Annotated in this window: 16 protein-coding genes; 4 read left to right on the top strand and 12 right to left on the bottom strand. The window is 69.0% G+C overall.

All coding sequences use genetic code 11. The features are described from left to right. Together FE256_RS02485 and FE256_RS02480 are read left to right on the top strand one after the other, a co-directional pair. Positions 1–1,271: DUF349 domain-containing protein (locus tag FE256_RS02485; RefSeq protein ID WP_502704853.1), on the top strand; the 1,271-nt coding region annotated here is incomplete at its 5' end. A 63-nt stretch (positions 1,272–1,334) separates the two neighbouring features. Further along, the gene (locus FE256_RS02480) at positions 1,335–1,874 is read left to right on the top strand and encodes a type IV toxin-antitoxin system AbiEi family antitoxin (RefSeq protein WP_138172642.1); all 540 of its coding nucleotides are present in this window, start codon (positions 1,335–1,337) and stop codon (positions 1,872–1,874) included. Here the strand turns inward: FE256_RS02480 and FE256_RS02475 are convergent. The 12 genes from FE256_RS02475 to pdxS form a co-directional block, all read right to left on the bottom strand. Then, positions 1,861–4,113, bottom strand: coding sequence for a RelA/SpoT family protein (locus FE256_RS02475; RefSeq protein WP_138172641.1), 2,253 nt, complete (start codon positions 4,111–4,113; stop codon positions 1,861–1,863). The two genes, FE256_RS02480 and FE256_RS02475, sit on opposite strands and share 14 nt — an antisense overlap. Before the next feature lie 67 nt (positions 4,114–4,180). Next, on the bottom strand, positions 4,181–5,167 hold the full coding sequence (secF, locus tag FE256_RS02470) for a protein translocase subunit SecF (protein ID WP_138172640.1): 987 nt from the start codon (positions 5,165–5,167) through the stop codon (positions 4,181–4,183). Then, positions 5,167–6,879, bottom strand: a complete 1,713-nt coding sequence (gene secD / locus FE256_RS02465; RefSeq protein WP_138172639.1) for a protein translocase subunit SecD — start codon at positions 6,877–6,879, stop codon at positions 5,167–5,169. The genes secF and secD overlap by 1 nt, the downstream gene beginning before the upstream one ends. A gap of 47 nt (positions 6,880–6,926) precedes the next feature. Beyond that, on the bottom strand, positions 6,927–7,379 hold the full coding sequence (locus FE256_RS02460) for a preprotein translocase subunit YajC (RefSeq protein WP_138172638.1): 453 nt from the start codon (positions 7,377–7,379) through the stop codon (positions 6,927–6,929). Between the two features lie 79 nt (positions 7,380–7,458). Next, positions 7,459–8,508 (bottom strand): Holliday junction branch migration DNA helicase RuvB, encoded by a 1,050-nt coding sequence (gene ruvB / locus FE256_RS02455; protein WP_138172637.1) that lies wholly within the window; start codon positions 8,506–8,508, stop codon positions 7,459–7,461. Continuing rightward, positions 8,501–9,121, bottom strand: a complete 621-nt coding sequence (gene ruvA / locus FE256_RS02450) for a Holliday junction branch migration protein RuvA (protein ID WP_138172636.1) — start codon at positions 9,119–9,121, stop codon at positions 8,501–8,503. Before ruvA ends, ruvB begins: the two co-directional genes overlap by 8 nt. A gap of 9 nt (positions 9,122–9,130) precedes the next feature. Next, positions 9,131–9,736: a crossover junction endodeoxyribonuclease RuvC gene (gene ruvC / locus FE256_RS02445; RefSeq protein WP_138172635.1), complete on the bottom strand. Its 606-nt coding sequence runs from the start codon at positions 9,734–9,736 to the stop codon at positions 9,131–9,133. A gap of 48 nt (positions 9,737–9,784) precedes the next feature. Beyond that, positions 9,785–10,543 (bottom strand): YebC/PmpR family DNA-binding transcriptional regulator, encoded by a 759-nt coding sequence (locus FE256_RS02440; protein ID WP_138172634.1) that lies wholly within the window; start codon positions 10,541–10,543, stop codon positions 9,785–9,787. A gap of 76 nt (positions 10,544–10,619) precedes the next feature. Then, positions 10,620–10,979, bottom strand: coding sequence for a hypothetical protein (locus tag FE256_RS02435; RefSeq protein WP_171024156.1), 360 nt, complete (start codon positions 10,977–10,979; stop codon positions 10,620–10,622). A 356-nt stretch (positions 10,980–11,335) separates the two neighbouring features. After that, positions 11,336–11,890 (bottom strand): hypothetical protein, encoded by a 555-nt coding sequence (locus tag FE256_RS02430; RefSeq protein WP_138172632.1) that lies wholly within the window; start codon positions 11,888–11,890, stop codon positions 11,336–11,338. Positions 11,891–12,033: 143 nt separating this feature from the next. Continuing rightward, entirely contained in the window at positions 12,034–12,633 is a 600-nt protein-coding gene (gene pdxT, locus FE256_RS02425) for a pyridoxal 5'-phosphate synthase glutaminase subunit PdxT (protein ID WP_138172631.1), read from the bottom strand. Continuing rightward, a complete protein-coding gene (pdxS, locus tag FE256_RS02420; RefSeq protein ID WP_138172630.1) occupies positions 12,623–13,507 on the bottom strand; it encodes a pyridoxal 5'-phosphate synthase lyase subunit PdxS in 885 nt (294 codons plus the stop codon). Before pdxS ends, pdxT begins: the two co-directional genes overlap by 11 nt. A 97-nt stretch (positions 13,508–13,604) precedes the next feature. Between pdxS and FE256_RS02415 the strand changes: the two genes are divergently transcribed. Beyond that, positions 13,605–14,945: an aminotransferase class I/II-fold pyridoxal phosphate-dependent enzyme gene (locus FE256_RS02415; protein WP_138172629.1), complete on the top strand. Its 1,341-nt coding sequence runs from the start codon at positions 13,605–13,607 to the stop codon at positions 14,943–14,945. Then, positions 14,942–15,793 carry a pyridoxal kinase PdxY gene (pdxY, locus tag FE256_RS02410; RefSeq protein ID WP_138172628.1) on the top strand — a complete coding sequence of 284 codons (852 nt, stop codon included), beginning with the start codon at positions 14,942–14,944 and terminating at the stop codon, positions 15,791–15,793. Before FE256_RS02415 ends, pdxY begins: the two co-directional genes overlap by 4 nt.

The raw sequence follows: 15,793 nt of genomic DNA, 5'->3' as shown, positions 1-15,793 counted from the left end.
GGCTCGACCGCCCCGGCCCGCGCCCGGGTGCGCGCGTGGCCGCGCCGGTCGAGCCGTGGGGTCGCGTCGACGAGGACGGCACCGTGTCGGTTCGTGAGGGCGACGAGTGGCGCGTCGTGGGACAGTACCCCGACGGGACCGCGGACGAGGCGCTCACCTACTACCAGCGCAAGTTCGCCGATCTGGCCGGCGAGGTCACGCTCCTCGAGGTGCGCCACCGCCGTGGGGGCGCGTCCGCGTCCGACCTGCGATCCACGGCCGCCACGGTGCGCGACAAGGTCGACGGAGCCGCCGCCGTCGGCGACCTCGCCGCTCTTCTGGAGCGCCTGGACGCGCTGACCGCCGAGCTGGCCGAGGCGACCGAAACCGAGGCCGCCGCGGCCAAGGAGGCCGTCGAGGATGCCGTGCGCGCACGCACCGAGATCGTTGAGAAGGCCGAGGCCCTGGCCGCCCGTGACCCCCAGACGGTCCAGTGGAAGCAGATGACGGCCGACATGTCGGCGCTCTTCGACAGCTGGCAGGCCCACCAGCAGACCGGCCCCCGGCTGCCGAAGTCGACCGCTCAGACTCTGTGGCGCCGTTTCCGCGACGCTCGCGCCACGGTCGACCGTCACCGCCGCGAGTTCTTCTCGGCACTCGACGAGACGCACAAGGCCGCGCGCGACATCAAGACGCGCCTGGTCGAGCGGGCCGAGGCTCTCGCTCCCCGTGGCGAGGACGGCATCCCGGCCTACCGCGATCTTCTCGACGAGTGGAAGGCCTCGGGCCGCGCCGGCCGCAAGGTCGACGACGCGCTCTGGGCCCGGTTCAAGGCCGCCGGAGACGCGTTGTACGGTGCGCGCATCGACCGCGAGACCGCTGACGCCGAAGCGTCCAAAGAGAAGATCGAGCAGAAGCGGGCGCTCCTCGACGAGGCGGCGCCGATCGTCGACGAGAAGAACCTGGCGACGGCGCGTCAGAAGCTCACCGCGATCCAGCGCCAGTGGGACGAGATCGGGCGCATCTTCCCCCGCGACAAGGAGCGTGTCCTCGACGACGAGCTCCGCAAGATCGAGCAGAGCGTCCGCACCCGCGAAGACGCCGAGTGGAAGCGCAACGATCCCGAGCAGAAGGCGCGTGCCAACGACATGACGCGTCAGCTCACCGACGCGATCGACAAGCTCGAGGCCGAGCTCGCCGCGGCCGAGGCCAAGGGCGACAAGCGCGCCGCCGCGCAGGCGGCCGAAGCACTCGAAGCGCGTCGCACCTGGCTGCGCGCGCTCGGGGGCTGAGCGTTCTCCACAGTTTGGCGCCCCGCGGCGCCGCAGGAGAGGCCGTCCCGTCACACTGACGGGATGGCCTCTCCATTTCTGTATTTCCCCGGAGAACGACTCTCGCTGCCGGAGTTGACCGCCGCGTGTCTCGACGGTCTGCTGATCCCGATCGGCGAGGGATTCATGCCGGCCGATGCCGTAGAGACGCCCTGGATGCGGGCGCGGAGCCTGGCGCCGCTCCTCGGCGACCGGTGGGCCGCCGTGCGTTCGACCGCGGCCTGGGTGCACGGCGGCCTCGCCGTCGAGCCGTCCCGCCATCGTGTGCAGCGGGCGAGTGCCGAGCGGGCGCGTCCGCTCCGCGGCGGCAGAGTGCTCGTCCACGACGTGCGGATCGCTCCGGACGACGTGGTGACGATCGCCGGCGTCCGCGTCGCCCGCCCCGAGCGGACATTGGTCGATCTCGCTCGCTCGCAGGATGCCGACGATCGCGGGATCGCGCGACGATGGGCCGGCACCGCCCCCGACGTCGCCGAAGGCGCACGGGCGTGGCTCGCGCGGCATCCGCGCTTCCCCTACGGAAAGCGGGCCGACGATCTGCTCTCGGCGGTCAGGACGAAGTGACCCGGTACACGTCGTACACGGCGTCGATGCGGCGCACCGCATTGAGCACGCGGTCGAGGTGCACGGTGTCGCCCATCTCGAACACGAACTTGCTCAGTGCGAGGCGATCGTTCGTCGTCGAGACGGTGGCCGAGAGGATGTTGACGTGGTGCTCGCTCAGGACGCGCGTGACGTCGCTCAGCAGCCCGGAACGGTCGAGAGCTTCGACCTGGATCTGCACGAGGAAGACGCTCTTGGTCGTCGGAGCCCACTCGACCTCGATGAGCCGCTCGGGGTCCTCTCGCAGTGACTTGACGTTCGTGCAGTCGCCGCGGTGCACCGAGACGCCGCTCCCGCGCGTGACGAAGCCGACGATCTCATCGCCGGGCACCGGCGTGCAGCACTTGGCGAGCTTGACGAGGATGTCGGGGGCGCCGCGCACGAGCACGCCGGAATCGCCGCCGCGCGGGGCGCGGCTGCGTCCGACCTGCGGCAGGTCGATCGGTCCCGTCGAGGTGTCGTCGGCGCTGACGAGCGCGGTGACCTTCTCGATGACCGACTGGGTCGAGACGTGTCCCTCGCCGACCGCGGCGTACAGGGCCGCGACGTCTTCGTAGTGGAAGTGCCGGGCGACCTCGGCGAAGGAGTCTTGGTTCATCAGGCGCTGCAGCGGCAGGTTCTGCCGGCGCATGGCCCGAGCGATGGAGTCCTTGCCCTGCTCGATCGCCTCTTCGCGGCGCTCCTTGGTGAACCACCCGCGGATCTTGTTCCGCGCGCGGGTGCTCTTGACGAAGCCGAGCCAATCCTGGCTGGGGCCGGCGTCGGGGTTCTTCGACGTGAAGACCTCGACGACGTCGCCCGACTGCAGTTCGGTCTCGAGCGGCACGAGCCGGCCGTTGACCTTGGCACCCATCGTGCGGTGGCCGATCTCGGTGTGCACGGCGTACGCGAAGTCGACGGGAGTCGCGCCCTTCGGGAGCCCGATCACGCGTCCCTTCGGCGTGAAGACGTAGACCTCTTTCGCGCCGATCTCGAAGCGCAGCGAATCGAGGAACTCCCCGGGGTCGGCGGTCTCGGCCTGCCAGTCCGAGATGCGCGCGATCCAGGCCATGTCGGTGTCGGAGGCCTTGGCATCCGTCTTTCCCCCGGCCATGCGCTCTTTGTACTTCCAGTGCGCCGCGACGCCGAACTCCGCCTGCTGGTGCATCTCGTGCGTACGGATCTGGATCTCGACCGTGCGACCGCTCGGACCGATGACCGTCGTGTGGAGCGACTGGTAGAGGTTGAACTTCGGCGTGGCGATGTAGTCCTTGAACCGGCCGGGCAGCGGCGTCCAGCGCGCGTGGATCGCACCGAGAACGGCGTAGCAGTCGCGCACGGTGCCCACGAGGATCCGGATGCCGATGAGGTCGTAGATGTCGTCGAACTCGCGGCCGCGCACGACCATCTTCTGGTACACCGAGTACAGCTGCTTCGGACGGCCCATGACGCGACCGCGCACGCGGAGCTCGCGCAGGTCGGCATCGATGTTGTCGATGACGGTCTGGACGTACTGCTCGCGCTGGGGGGTGCGCTGGCGCACCAGGCTCTCGATCTCGGCGTAGAGCTTGGGGTGGAGCACGGCGAACGACAAGTCTTCGAGCTCGCTCTTGATGGCCTGGATGCCGAGCCGGTGCGCCAGGGGCGCGTAGATCTCGAGTGTCTCGGTCGCCTTCTTGGCCGCCTTGTGCGGCGGGACGAAGCCCCACGTGCGCGCGTTGTGCAGACGGTCGGCGAGCTTGATGAGCAGCACCCGGATGTCGCGCGACATCGCGACGATCATCTTTCGGACCGTCTCGGCCTGGGCGCTTTCACCGTACTTGACCTTGTCGAGCTTGGTCACGCCGTCGACGAGCATCGCGACCTCGTCGCCGAAGTCGGCCGCGAGTTCGTCGAGCGGGTAGCCCGTGTCTTCAACGGTGTCGTGCAGCAGCGCCGCGGCGATGGCCTTGGGCCCGAGCCCCAGCTCGGCGAGGATCTGCGCGACGGCGAGCGGGTGCGTGATGTACGGCTCGCCGCTCTGTCGCTTCTGCCCGTCGTGGGCCTTGTCGGCGACGGCGTAGGCGCGCTCGATGATGCCGAGGTCGCCCTTGGGGTGGTGCGTGCGAACAGTGCGCAGCAGCTTGTCGACGTCGTCGCGACGGGCGGCGCGCGAGAAGATGCGCGGAACGAGACGTCGCAGCGAGGACGGCGGTGGCGCGGGGGACGTGGTCTCGGTCACAGGTCCCCTCCCCCGGGTTCGGCGGTCAGCCTTCCCATCCTACGTCGGGCGGGACCGGTGCCCGCCGTCAGGCGGGCACACCGGCCTTCGCGCGAGCGGCGAGCACGCGGGCGTCGCGCTCCTTGATCGGGGTCTCCCGCTCGCGCAGCAGCGCGTAGAGCGGAACGGCCACGAACAGCGTCGAGTAGGCCGCCACGATCGTGCCGACGAAGATCGACAGCGAGATGTCGCTCAGGGTCCGCGCGCCCAGGGGCACACCGATGAAGAGGATCGCGCCGACCGGGAGGATCGCCACCACCGTGGTGTTGATGGAGCGGATCAGCGTCTGGTTCGCGGCGAGGTTGACCGACTCGGCGAACGTGCGTCCCGAGATCTCACCGTCCTCCCGCGTGTTCTCCCTCACCTTGTCGAAGACGACCGTGGTGTCGTACAGCGCGTACGAGAGGATCGTCAGGAAGCCGATGACCGCGGCGGGTGAGATCTCGAACCCGAACAGCGCGTAGACGCCGATCGTGATGACGAGCACGTCCACCAGACCGATGATCGCGGCGACCGACATCTTCCACGTCCGGAAATACAGGGCGAGGATCACGAAGGTCAGGGCGAGGAAGATCCCGAGTCCCCACAGCGACTGCCGCGTGACGTCTGCTCCCCAGGTCGGGCCGATGAACGAGTTCGTGATCTCGCTCGAGGGCACCCCGTAGCCCTCGGCGAGGGCGGTCGAGACGCTCTGCGTCTGCTGGTCGTCGAGCTGGTCGGTCTGCACCCGCACGGCCTGGTCGCTGATCGTGGTCACGCGTGTCGCGGCATCCGGAACGACGGATGCCACGGCCTCGGTCGCGATGGCCTGGTCGAACGACGTGGGGTTGGAGACGGTGAACTGCGATCCGCCGGTGAACTCGATCGAGAACTGCACGGGACGGAACAGGGGCACCAGCGCCGCGCCGATCACGAGGACCGCGGCGATGATGAACCACAGGCGCCGGCGCTGGACGAACGGGAAAGAGGTCTTGCCCGAGTAGAGGTCGTTACCGAGCTGCGTCATGGAGCGCATCAGTCGTCTCCCTCCTTCGTGGGGCGGGTATTGCCCTGGGCTGCGGCGAGTTCGGCGCGTTTGCGTTCCGCGATCGTCTGCCGACGCTGAGCCTCGCCGCGCGAGCGGTTGGCGCGACCCGAGACGGCAGCCGCAGCCGGGGCGCGGAACTGCGCGCGACCGCGATAGACCGCGCCCAGTGCCGCGGGGTCCATGCCCGACAGCGGGTGGCCGTTGCCGAAGAAGCGCGTGCGCGCCAGCAACTGCATCACGGGGTGGGTGAAGAGGATGAAGATCAGGATGTCGATCGCGGTGGTCAGGCCCAGCGTGAACGCGAAGCCCTTCACCGTGGCATCCGCGAGGATGTACAGCACGACCGCGGCGAGGATGTTGATCGACTTCGAGATGTAGATGGTGCGCTTGGCGCGTGCCCAGCCGTCTTCGACAGCCGCGGTGATCGACTTACCGTCGCGCAACTCGTCGCGGATGCGTTCGAAGTAGACGATGAACGAGTCGGCGGTGAATCCGATCGTCACGATCAGGCCCGCGACTCCCGCGAGCGACAGGCGGAAGCCCATGCGCCAGGCGAGGATGCAGAGCGTGACGTACGTCAGGACCGCCATGACCGCCAGCGAGGCGATGATCACGGTTCCCAGGGCTCGGTAGACGATGAGCGAGTAGATCGCCACGAGCCCGAGACCGATGAGGCCCGCGATGAAGCCGACCTGGAGCTGCTGCGAACCGAGCGTCGCCGAGACGGTGTCGGAGCTGACGACCTGGAAGCTCAACGGCAGCGCGCCGTACTTGAGCTGATCGGCGAGGGCCTTCGACGACTCTTGGGTGAAATTGCCCGTGATGCTCGGGCGGCCGTCGACGATGACGCCGCGCATCTCGGGTGCGGACAGGACGGAGCCGTCGAGGACGAATGCGAACTGGTTCAGCGGGGGCTGTGCGCCGTAAAGGCGCTGGCTGATCTCACCGAACTTCTGCGTGCCCTGGTCGTTGAAGACGAGGTTGACCGCCCAGCGACCGGTGTTCTGCTCCTGGCCGTTCGTGGCGTCGGAGATGTCGGTTCCGTCGAGCTCCACGGGCCCGAGGATGTACTTTTGTCCGTCGTTCAGACCGCACGTGATCAACGGCTGGTCCGCGGGCGCCTGTGCGGGGTCGACCGCCGGGTTCGCGCAGTCGAACGCGAGGAACTGCGCCTGCAGTGCCGGCGTGATGTACGCCGGGTCGCTCGCGTTGGTGGGCGAGGCCGTGGGCGTCGAGGGGAGGTTCGGGTCGGGCGTCGGGTACGGAGTGGCGTTGCCGTCCTCGCCGACGAACGACGTCGACGGCGACCCCGCGAACAGCACCGGTCGCAGCTGCAACTGCGCGGAGCTCTGAATCCGCTGACGCGTGGCCTCGTCTGCCTGGCCAGGGATCTGCACGACGATGTTGCGACCGCCCTCGGTGGCCACGTCGGCCTCGCCGACGCCCGACGCGTCCACGCGCTGGCGGATGATCGAGACGGCCTGCTGCAGCTGCTCGGCGTCGGGCTCGGCCCCGTCCGTCGTCTGCGCGGCCAGGATGATCTGGGTTCCGCCCTGGAGGTCGAGGGCGAGGTCGGGGGTCCAGGAGCTGGCCTGGAAGGCGTACACGCCCAGCGCGTTGATGCCGAACAGCACGCCGGTGATGGCGAGCAGTCCGGTCAGTACGCGCCAGGCGTGGCGGACGGGAGTCGAGGGCGCCACGGAGTCGGCTTTCTGTGCGGCGGTGAACGGAAGGGGCAGAGGGCGCGTCAGGCCTGGGGGCGGTCCTTGTCGTCGCGCTCGGTCTCGGTGGCCTGGCGCGCGCGGTGGTCGTCGCTGATCGAGGTGATGTCTCCGTCGGCGACACCGGCGACGTACTCGGCCTCGGACTCCTCTGCCTCGATGAAGTCGTCTTCGGTGACGAAGCCCTGCGCCGGGTTCACGATGCGCAGCACGGCCTGGCTGTGGACCTTGATGACGACGCCCGGCGCGATCTCGACGTGCGCGGGCTTGTCGAGGTCTTCACCGTCGTACTCGACGATCGTTCCGTACAGGCCACCCTGCAGCAGCACCTCGGACCCCGGAACGGTCTGGCGCGCCTTTTCTTCCTGCTCCAGCTTCTGCTTCTGCATGCGGCGACGCGAGCTCCAGAACATGAAGACCAGGAGGCCGATCAGAAGAATGATCAGGCCGTAGTTGGCGAAGAAGTTCGCGAAGTCCATGGAGGCGGTGCACCTTTCGATTCCGGCGCGCCGTGCGGCACTGCCAAAGGGGGTCGGGGAATCCCTCGCCGAGTATAGGTCATCCCCCTTGGCTGAACCGGAGCAGCCCGTCGGGGTGGGGAACGTCGAGATGTTCGTACGCCTCGGGGGTGGCCACGCGTCCGCGCGGTGTCCGGCCCATGAATCCGATGCGAACAAGATACGGTTCCACCACCGACTCGATCGTCTCGGGCTCCTCGCCGACGGCGACGGCCAGCGTGCTGAGACCCACCGGACCGCCGTGGAATCGCCGGACGAGCGCGTCGAGTACCGCCCGGTCGAGGCGGTCGAGGCCGATGGCATCCACGTCGTACAGGTCGAGGGCGGCGTCGACGGTGCGGACGTCGGCGTCGCCGGCATCCGTCCCGGTGGAGGGACCGTGGACGACGAGGTAGTCGCGCACGCGGCGGAGCAACCGATTGGCGATGCGCGGAGTGCCGCGCGAGCGCCGCGCGATCTCGGAACGGGCGGTTCCGGGCAGACCGACGTCGAGCATGGATGCCGACCGCGAGACGACCCGTTCGAGTTCTTCGGGCTCGTAGTACTCCAGGTGCGCCGTGAAGCCGAAGCGGTCGCGCAGCGGGTTGGGGAGGAGCCCCGCGCGCGTCGTGGCGCCCACGAGGGTGAAGGGCGAGAGATCGAGCGGGATGCTCGTCGCGCCCGCGCCCTTGCCGACCATGATGTCGATGCGGAAGTCCTCCATCGCGAGGTACAGCATCTCTTCGGCCGAACGGGCCATGCGGTGGATCTCGTCGATGAAGAGCACCTCGCCCGGCGTGAGCGAGGACAGCAGCGCGGCAAGGTCGCCGGCGTGCTGGATCGCGGGGCCGCTGGACAAGCGCAACGGTCGGCCGCTCTCGTAGGCGACGATCATCGCGAGGGTCGTCTTGCCGAGTCCGGGAGGGCCGGACAGCAGGATGTGGTCGGGCGAGCGCTGCTGGATGCGGGCGGCGTCGAGGAGCAGCTGGAGCTGGCCGCGCACCTTCTGCTGGCCGACGAATTCGCTCAGCGATGTCGGGCGCAGGGCGCCCTCGATCGCGAGTTCGGTCTCGTCGTCGGGCGTTCCCGCGTCGCGCACGACGTCAGCCACCGATGGGCTCCTTGCGCGCGGGGCCGAGCAGCGCGAGCGTGAGGCGCAGTAGCGCCTGCACCGAGGCGCGGTCGGACTCGGCGGCGTCTTCGGCGACGGATGCCACGGCCTCGGCGGCAGTGCGCTCGCTCCAGCCGAGTCCGATCAGGGCCTGCGTGACCTGGAGGGGCACCTGTCCGTGCGGGGCGACGGCCGCCGGTGCCTCCGTCGGCACGACGGCGAGCTTCCCGGCGAGCTGGACGACGATGAGCTTCGCGGTCTTGGGGCCGATGCCCGAGACGCGCTTGAACGGGGCGTCGTCGTCATCGGTGACGGCTTGGGCGATCTGCGGGACCGTGAGCGACGACAGGACGCCCATCGCCGACTTGGGGCCGACGCCGGTGACGCCGATGAGCTGTGTGAAGACGGTCAGCTCTTCACGGGTCTCGAAACCGAAGAGCGACAGGGCGTCTTCGCGCACGACGAGATGCGTGTGCAGGTGCACCTGCTCGCCGACGTGGGTGGTGCGGGCGACCTGCGGGGTGACGGCCACCGAGAGCCCGACTCCCCCGACGACCACGACGAGCGCATCGTCGCCGACGTGCGCGGCGACACCCTGCAGCGAAGAGATCATGTCCCGAGCCTACGCGCCGGTTCGGACCTTTGTTCGAGCGACACGCGTCGCCGGCGACGTCTGGCGCTTCTCGGCATCCCGCCACGCTTTCTGAGCGGGGGTCAGAGCTCCCCCGGTGGTGGCGGTCGCCTCTCCCCCGCGCCAGGCGTGGCAGAGCGCCAGCGCCAGGGCGTCGGCGGCGTCAGCCGGTTGCGGCAGCGCGTCCAGCCGCAGCACCCGGGCGACCATCGTCTGCACCTGGAGCTTGTCGGCCGACCCGTAGCCGGTGATCGCTGCCTTGACCTCGCTCGGAGTGTGGGTGGCGGCCGGGATGCCGTGCTCCGCCGCGAGCAGCAGAGCGATGCCGCTCGCTTGCGCGGTGCCCATCACGGAGTGGCGGTTGTTCTGCGCGAAGACGCGCTCGACGGCGACGACCTGGGGGTCGTGGGCGGCGAGGACGTCGCGGATCCCCGCGGCGATCGTCGCCAGGCGACGTTCGATCGGATCGGTCACCGCGGAACGCACCACGCCGACGTGCACGAGCGTGGCCGAGCGGTCGGGGGCGACGTCGACGACGCCGATACCGCAGCGCGTCAGGCCGGGGTCGACGCCGAGGACGCGCAGAGAACGAGACACGGCCCCCACGCTAAGCGCCGGGGCCGTGCGAGAGGGCAGGGCGCGCCCTTACTCGTCGTTCTCGAGCTCGGCCTGCACCTCGGGGGTGAGGTCAAAGTTGGTGTACACGTTCTGCACGTCGTCGCTGTCTTCGAGGGCGTCGATGAGGCGGAACACCTTGCGGGCGGTGTCGGCGTCGACCTCGACCTTGAGCGAGGGGACGAACTCGACGTCGGCGGAGTCGTACTCGATCCCGGCTTCTTGAAGCGCGGAACGGACGGTCACGAGGTCGCTCGCCTCGGTGATGACGCCGAAGCCCTCGCCGTGCGGCTCGACCTCTTCGGCGCCGGCCTCGAGGACGGCCAGCATGACGTCGTCTTCGGTCGTGCCCTCGGAGGGAACGACGATGACGCCCTTGCGGCTGAAGTTGTAGGCCACGCTGCCGGGGTCGGCGAGGGTGCCGCCGTTACGGCTGAGTGCGGTGCGCACCTCGGCCGCGGCGCGGTTCTTGTTGTCGGTCAGACACTCGATGAGGAACGCCACACCGTTGGGGCCGTAGCCCTCGTACATGATCGACGAGTACTCGACGGCCTCGCCGCCGATCCCGGCGCCGCGCTTGATGGCGCGGTCGATGTTGTCTTTGGGGACCGAGGTCTTCTTGGCCTTGAGCACCGCGTCGAAGAGCGTCGGGTTGCCCTGGAGGTCCGCTCCACCGAGCTTGGCGGCGACCTCGATGTTCTTGATGAGCTTGGCCCACGACTTGGCGCGGCGGGCGTCGACGACCGCCTTCTTGTGCTTGGTCGTGGCCCATTTGGAGTGTCCGGACATGGGTTCCAGTCTAGAACGAGGGCGGACCGTGCTCAGTGAAGGGCGGTGGCGACGTTCTCAGGTGTGCGGAGGCCACTTAGGGAGAGCGGGGCGCAGCGCACAGCTGCTTGAGCGGGGACACTTGTTCGGAGAGCCACACGTCGTAGGCAAACGGGTCGTCGGAGCGCAATCGGTTGAGCAGCTGTCGTCGTGCTTCATCGGCCCGCACCACCTCCGCGGAGTCGGAAGCTCCACGGACGGCTTCCGGATAGATGTCCCCGTAGCCAGAGAGAGTGGAATCGTCCGACTGCTCCCCTCCGTCGATGGCGGCGTCGAAGTGGGCGGCGATCATGCCGACACACACGTCGCGCTCGTCGCGCGGCATCGGCGAACCGGAATTTACGTCTTTACGGTCGATCGGGCGGAGCTGAGGGAATGTCTCCAGAATGCGCCTCATGGACGTTGGTGATGCGGCGACGTATATCGCGTCTCCCACGGCGATTGAAGCACTCTCGGGAAGAATCTCATGCTCGTCGATAAGTCCCGCGAGAGCGGCTTCGGGCGACGCGAAAGCCCGGACTCGAATGGCATCGCTTTCGAGAACGCATAAAGAGGATTGCATTGAAGAATATGCGTAACTCTGGTCCCGCCATTCATATAGGCGGTCACAAGTGAAAAGCGCCACGACTTCCGTATGGAGAGGGTCTCCCGGGGGCGAGGACTGTGCGCTGCAGCCGGCAGTCGCGAGAACGGTGGCTACCGTTCCCGCGACCGCCCACCGCCGTGCGCGGTGACGAGTCGTCACGGCAGGGGTCAGGTCCAGTTGAATCCGACGCCGAGCACCGGGGCGTTGGCCGCGGAGAAACGTGCTGCCTTGTGGTGCAGGCTGCTCTGCCAGTCCACGGTCACGGAACCGGACGAACCACACCCGCCGGAGTGCCAGTACAGCTGGCCACCGACATAGGGGTTACTGGCGGGAATCCGAGCGCCGCGGCCCTGGAAGCAGATCGAACCACCGACGGCATTGGGATCGATTTGCCACGAGTAGCCGATGCGCGACGTGCTATCGCCGGCGATGGAGCAGTCGAACTTCGTGGACTCCATCCACTGGCCGGTGAAGGCGACCGCGTTCATCGGACTGTTACAGGAGTTGAGGACGCTCACGTCGTGCACCACCTCGGCGGTCAGTGCGTCGAGGGTCGGTTGCTCGTTGTCCACCGCTGCGCGCTCGGAGATCAACGTCTGAATTGCGCTCTCGTCGGAAGGGATAACCTCCTCCGCGGCGGTGGCCGGCAATGCTCCGGCTGTGATGAGGGCGGCGACGGCGACGGCGACCGCGCCCGGCTTGATGACAGATCCTATTCTCACGTTACGTATCCCCACTAGTTTCGATAGTGCGCGAATCGACATTGCTCGCGCACATCCACGGTATGGCAGGTGTCGCGAGTCCGCAACACACTGAATTGCGGAATTCGGGCTTGATCGAAATGTCGGGTCTATGCCGATGTGTGTTAGGCGGCGCTGTGGACGCGTTCCAGGAACCGCGCGTGGAAGCGCGTTTCGCCCGTGGATTCGGGGTGGAACGCCAGGCCGAGGAGGTTCCCCTGCTCGACCGCGACGATGCGTCCGTCGGGCAGGGCGGCGAGCGGGGTGGCATCCGGACCCGCCTCGGTGACCACGGGCGCACGGATGAACACGGCGTGCACCGGCGGATCGCCCAGCACCGGCACGGCGAGGTCGGTCTCGAACGACTGCGTCTGGGAACCGAAGGCGTTGCGCTGCACGCGCACGTCCAGACCGCCGAGCGTCCGCTGACCTTCGATCGCGCCGTCCAGGCGATCGGCGAGCAGGATGAGCCCGGCGCACGTGCCGAGCACCGGGAGGCCCTCGGAGATCGCCGCACGCAGCGGGTCGAACAGGCCGAAGGCGCGCGCGAGCTTGTCGATGACGCTCGACTCGCCGCCGGGCAGCACGAGACCGTCCACCTCGGCGAGCTCGGACGCGCGCCGGACGGGCCGGGCGTCAGCGCCCAGGTCCGCGAGCACGCGGAGGTGCTCGCGGACGTCGCCCTGGAGGGCGAGGACGCCGACGCGGGGGGTGCTACCAGCCACGCTCGGCCAGGCGGTGCGGGGCGGGAAGGTCGGCGACGTTGATGCCGACCATGGCCTCACCGAGTCCGCGCGAGGCCTCGGCGACGATCTTGGGGTCGTCGTGGAACGTGGTCGCCTTCACGATGGCGGCCGCGCGCTGCGCGGGGTTGCCGGACTTGAAGATGCCTGAGCCGACGAACACGCCGTCCGCGCCCAGCTGCATCATCATCGCGGCGTCGGCCGGGGTGGCCACTCCCCCGGCGGTGAAGAGCACGACGGGGAGGGTCCCGGTCTCCGCGATCTCGGCGACGAGCTCGTAGGGGGCCTGCAGCTCCTTGGCGGCGACGTACAGCTCGTCCTTGGTCTTGGACCGCAGGGCGTTGATCTCGCCGCGGATCGTGCGGATGTGCTTGGTCGCCTCGGAGACGTCTCCGGTGCCGGCCTCGCCCTTGGAGCGGATCATCGCGGCGCCCTCGGTGATGCGGCGCAGAGCCTCGCCGAGGTTCGTCGCGCCGCAGACGAAGGGCACGGTGAAGTTCCATTTGTCGATGTGGTTCACGTAGTCGGCGGGCGAGAGCACCTCGGACTCGTCGATGTAGTCGACGCCCAGCTCCTGCAGGATCTGCGCCTCGACGAAGTGGCCGATGCGGGCCTTCGCCATCACCGGGATCGACACCGACGCGATGATGTCGTCGATGAGGTCGGGGTCGCTCATGCGGGCGACGCCGCCCTGGGCGCGGATGTCGGCGGGCACGCGCTCGAGCGCCATGACGGCGACGGCACCGGCGTCCTCGGCGATCTTCGCCTGGTCGACGGTGACGACGTCCATGATGACGCCGCCCTTGAGCATCTCGGCGAGTCCGCGCTTGACGCGGGAGGTTCCGGTGTCGGTCATTGTGGATTTCCCTTCGCGCTTCGGGCGCGCTCTGTTTGGCTTAGGCCAAAAGGTAGCACGTCGCAGGACATATGCTGGAGAAGGCGAGAGGGGGCCCATGTCCGTCGATATCACCGGTCGCTCGGCATCCGAGATCTCGGCCGATCTGCGCGAACGCATCGAGCGTGGACAGCTGCAGTCGGGCGATGCGCTCCCGCCGGTGCGCGCCCTGGCCGCCGAGCTCGGCGTCAACCGCAACACCGTGGTCGCCGCGTATCGGATGCTCGCCCAGGCGGGCCTCGTCGTCGCCCGCGGCCGCGGTGGAACGCGCGTCGCCGGACAGGCGCCGGTCGCGCAGGAGGGCTACGCGGCGGGGACCGTGCTCCGCGACGTCGGCACCGGCAACCCCGATCCCGCCCTGATTCCCGATCCCGCAGCCGCGCTCGCTCGCTCCGGTCGCCCCGTCCTGTACGGCGAGCCCGTCGTCGACCCGGGTCTGGAGGCGTGGGCGCGCGAATGGATGGCCGAGGGCCTTTCGGCTCCCACCCCGCGCATCACCGTCACCAGCGGTGCGAGCGATGCGATCGAGCGTCTGCTCGCACAGGCTCTGCAGCGCGACGACGCCGTCGCCCTCGAAGACCCCTGTTTCCTCTCGGCGCTGCATACCGTCCGGCAGGGCGGCTATCGCGCCGTGCCGGTGGCGGTGGATGCCGAGGGCATGACGGTCGAGGGACTCCGCGCCGCTTTGGCCGAGGGCGTCCGCGCTGTGATCTGCACTCCGCGGGCGCACAACCCCACCGGCGCGAGCCTGACCGAGACGCGGGCCGCCGAGCTCCGGGCCGTCCTCGCGGACCACCCGTACGTGCTCGTGATCGAGGACGACCACTTCTCCCTCCTCTCACGCGCGCCGCTGCACTCGGTCATCGGCGCGACGCAGCAGCGATGGGCGCGCATCCGGTCGGTGTCGAAGTTTCTCGGACCGGACATGTGCCTCGCGGTCGTGGCATCCGATGACGAGACGGCCGACCGCCTCGCCCTCAGACTCACGCCCGGCACAACCTGGGTCAGCCACATCCTGCAGCGGCTCACTCTCGCTCTCGTCACCGACCCGGAGGTGCGCGACGGGATCGAACGGGCCGCCACGCATTACGCGGATCGCAACGCGGCGTTCGCCGCCGCCTTGGCCGCACGCGGGCTCCCGCTCACCGTCGGTGACGGCCTCAACCTCTGGGTGCCGCTGCCGGCTCCGGCAGCGCGGGTGCGCGAAGAACTCATGCGCCGAGGCTGGCTCGTCCGCGACGGCGATCACTTCTTCCTCTCTCCCGATGCCGCCGGCGACTACCTCCGGCTGACCGTGCACGGGCTCACCGAGGTCGAGGCCGCAGCCCTCGCGGACGACCTGGCGACCGCCGTGGCCACGCTCCGACCGCCGACGCGAAGTGGGAGGATCGAGGGATGAAGGTCCTCTCGATCCAGTCCGCCGTCGCCTACGGCCACGTCGGAAATTCGGCCGCCGTCTTCCCGCTGCAGCGCATCGGCGTCGAAGTGCTGCCGGTGTACACGGTGAACTTCTCGAATCACACCGGGTACGGCGCGTGGCGGGGACCGCTCATCTCGCCCGCCGACGTCGCCGACGTGATCGCCGGCATCGAGGAGCGCGGGGTCTTCGGAGAGATCGACGTCGTGCTCTCGGGCTACCAGGGCGGCGAGGGCATCGCCGACGTCATCATCGACGCCGTGGCCCGGGTGAAGAAAGCGAACCCGGATGCCGTGTACGCGTGCGATCCGGTCATGGGCAACGCCAAGTCCGGGTGCTTCGTCGCCCCCGCCATCCCCGAGTTGCTGCGCGAACGCGTCGTGCCCGTCGCCGACATCCTCACGCCGAACCAGTTCGAGCTCGGCTTCCTGACCGGAACCGAGCCCGGCAGCATCGCCTCGACGCTCGAGTCCGCCGACCTCGTCCGCGCGCGCGGGCCCCGGACAGTGCTCGTCACGAGCGTCGAGCGCCCCGACCGCGAGCCCGACACGATCGAGATGATGGTCGTCGACGACGCCGGGGCGTGGATCGTCCAGACCCCGCTCATCCCGATGAAAGCCAACGGTTCGGGCGATGTCACGGCGGCGCTGTTCACCGCCCACTACCGTCGCAGCGGCGACGCGGCCGACGCGCTGGCGCGCACGGCATCCAGCGTCTTCGATCTGCTGTCGAACACCTACGAGTCCGGCTCCCGCGAACTGCGGCTCGTGGAGTCGCAAGAGGCGTACGCGCATCCGCGCCTCCAGTTCGCGGTGCGCCGGGTGCGCTGA

Origin of the sequence: Microbacterium sp. 5K110, from assembly GCF_005774735.1 — a bacterium.
GTDB lineage: Bacteria > Actinomycetota > Actinomycetes > Actinomycetales > Microbacteriaceae > Microbacterium.
This window is presented reverse-complemented; position numbering and strand designations above follow the sequence as displayed.

Excerpts from the sequence above, each read along its gene's own strand:
- secF (WP_138172640.1), bottom strand. The coding sequence starts at position 5,167 with ATGCGCTCCATGACGCAGCTCGGTAACGACCTCTACTCGGGCAAGACC.
- FE256_RS02415 (WP_138172629.1), top strand. The coding sequence starts at position 13,605 with ATGTCCGTCGATATCACCGGTCGCTCGGCATCCGAGATCTCGGCCGAT.
- FE256_RS02480 (WP_138172642.1), top strand. The coding sequence starts at position 1,335 with ATGGCCTCTCCATTTCTGTATTTCCCCGGAGAACGACTCTCGCTGCCG.
- pdxS (WP_138172630.1), bottom strand. The coding sequence starts at position 13,507 with ATGACCGACACCGGAACCTCCCGCGTCAAGCGCGGACTCGCCGAGATG.
- ruvA (WP_138172636.1), bottom strand. The coding sequence starts at position 9,121 with ATGATCTCTTCGCTGCAGGGTGTCGCCGCGCACGTCGGCGACGATGCG.
- FE256_RS02440 (WP_138172634.1), bottom strand. The coding sequence starts at position 10,543 with ATGTCCGGACACTCCAAATGGGCCACGACCAAGCACAAGAAGGCGGTC.
- pdxY (WP_138172628.1), top strand. The coding sequence starts at position 14,942 with ATGAAGGTCCTCTCGATCCAGTCCGCCGTCGCCTACGGCCACGTCGGA.
- FE256_RS02460 (WP_138172638.1), bottom strand. The coding sequence starts at position 7,379 with ATGGACTTCGCGAACTTCTTCGCCAACTACGGCCTGATCATTCTTCTG.
- FE256_RS02435 (WP_171024156.1), bottom strand. The coding sequence starts at position 10,979 with ATGAGGCGCATTCTGGAGACATTCCCTCAGCTCCGCCCGATCGACCGT.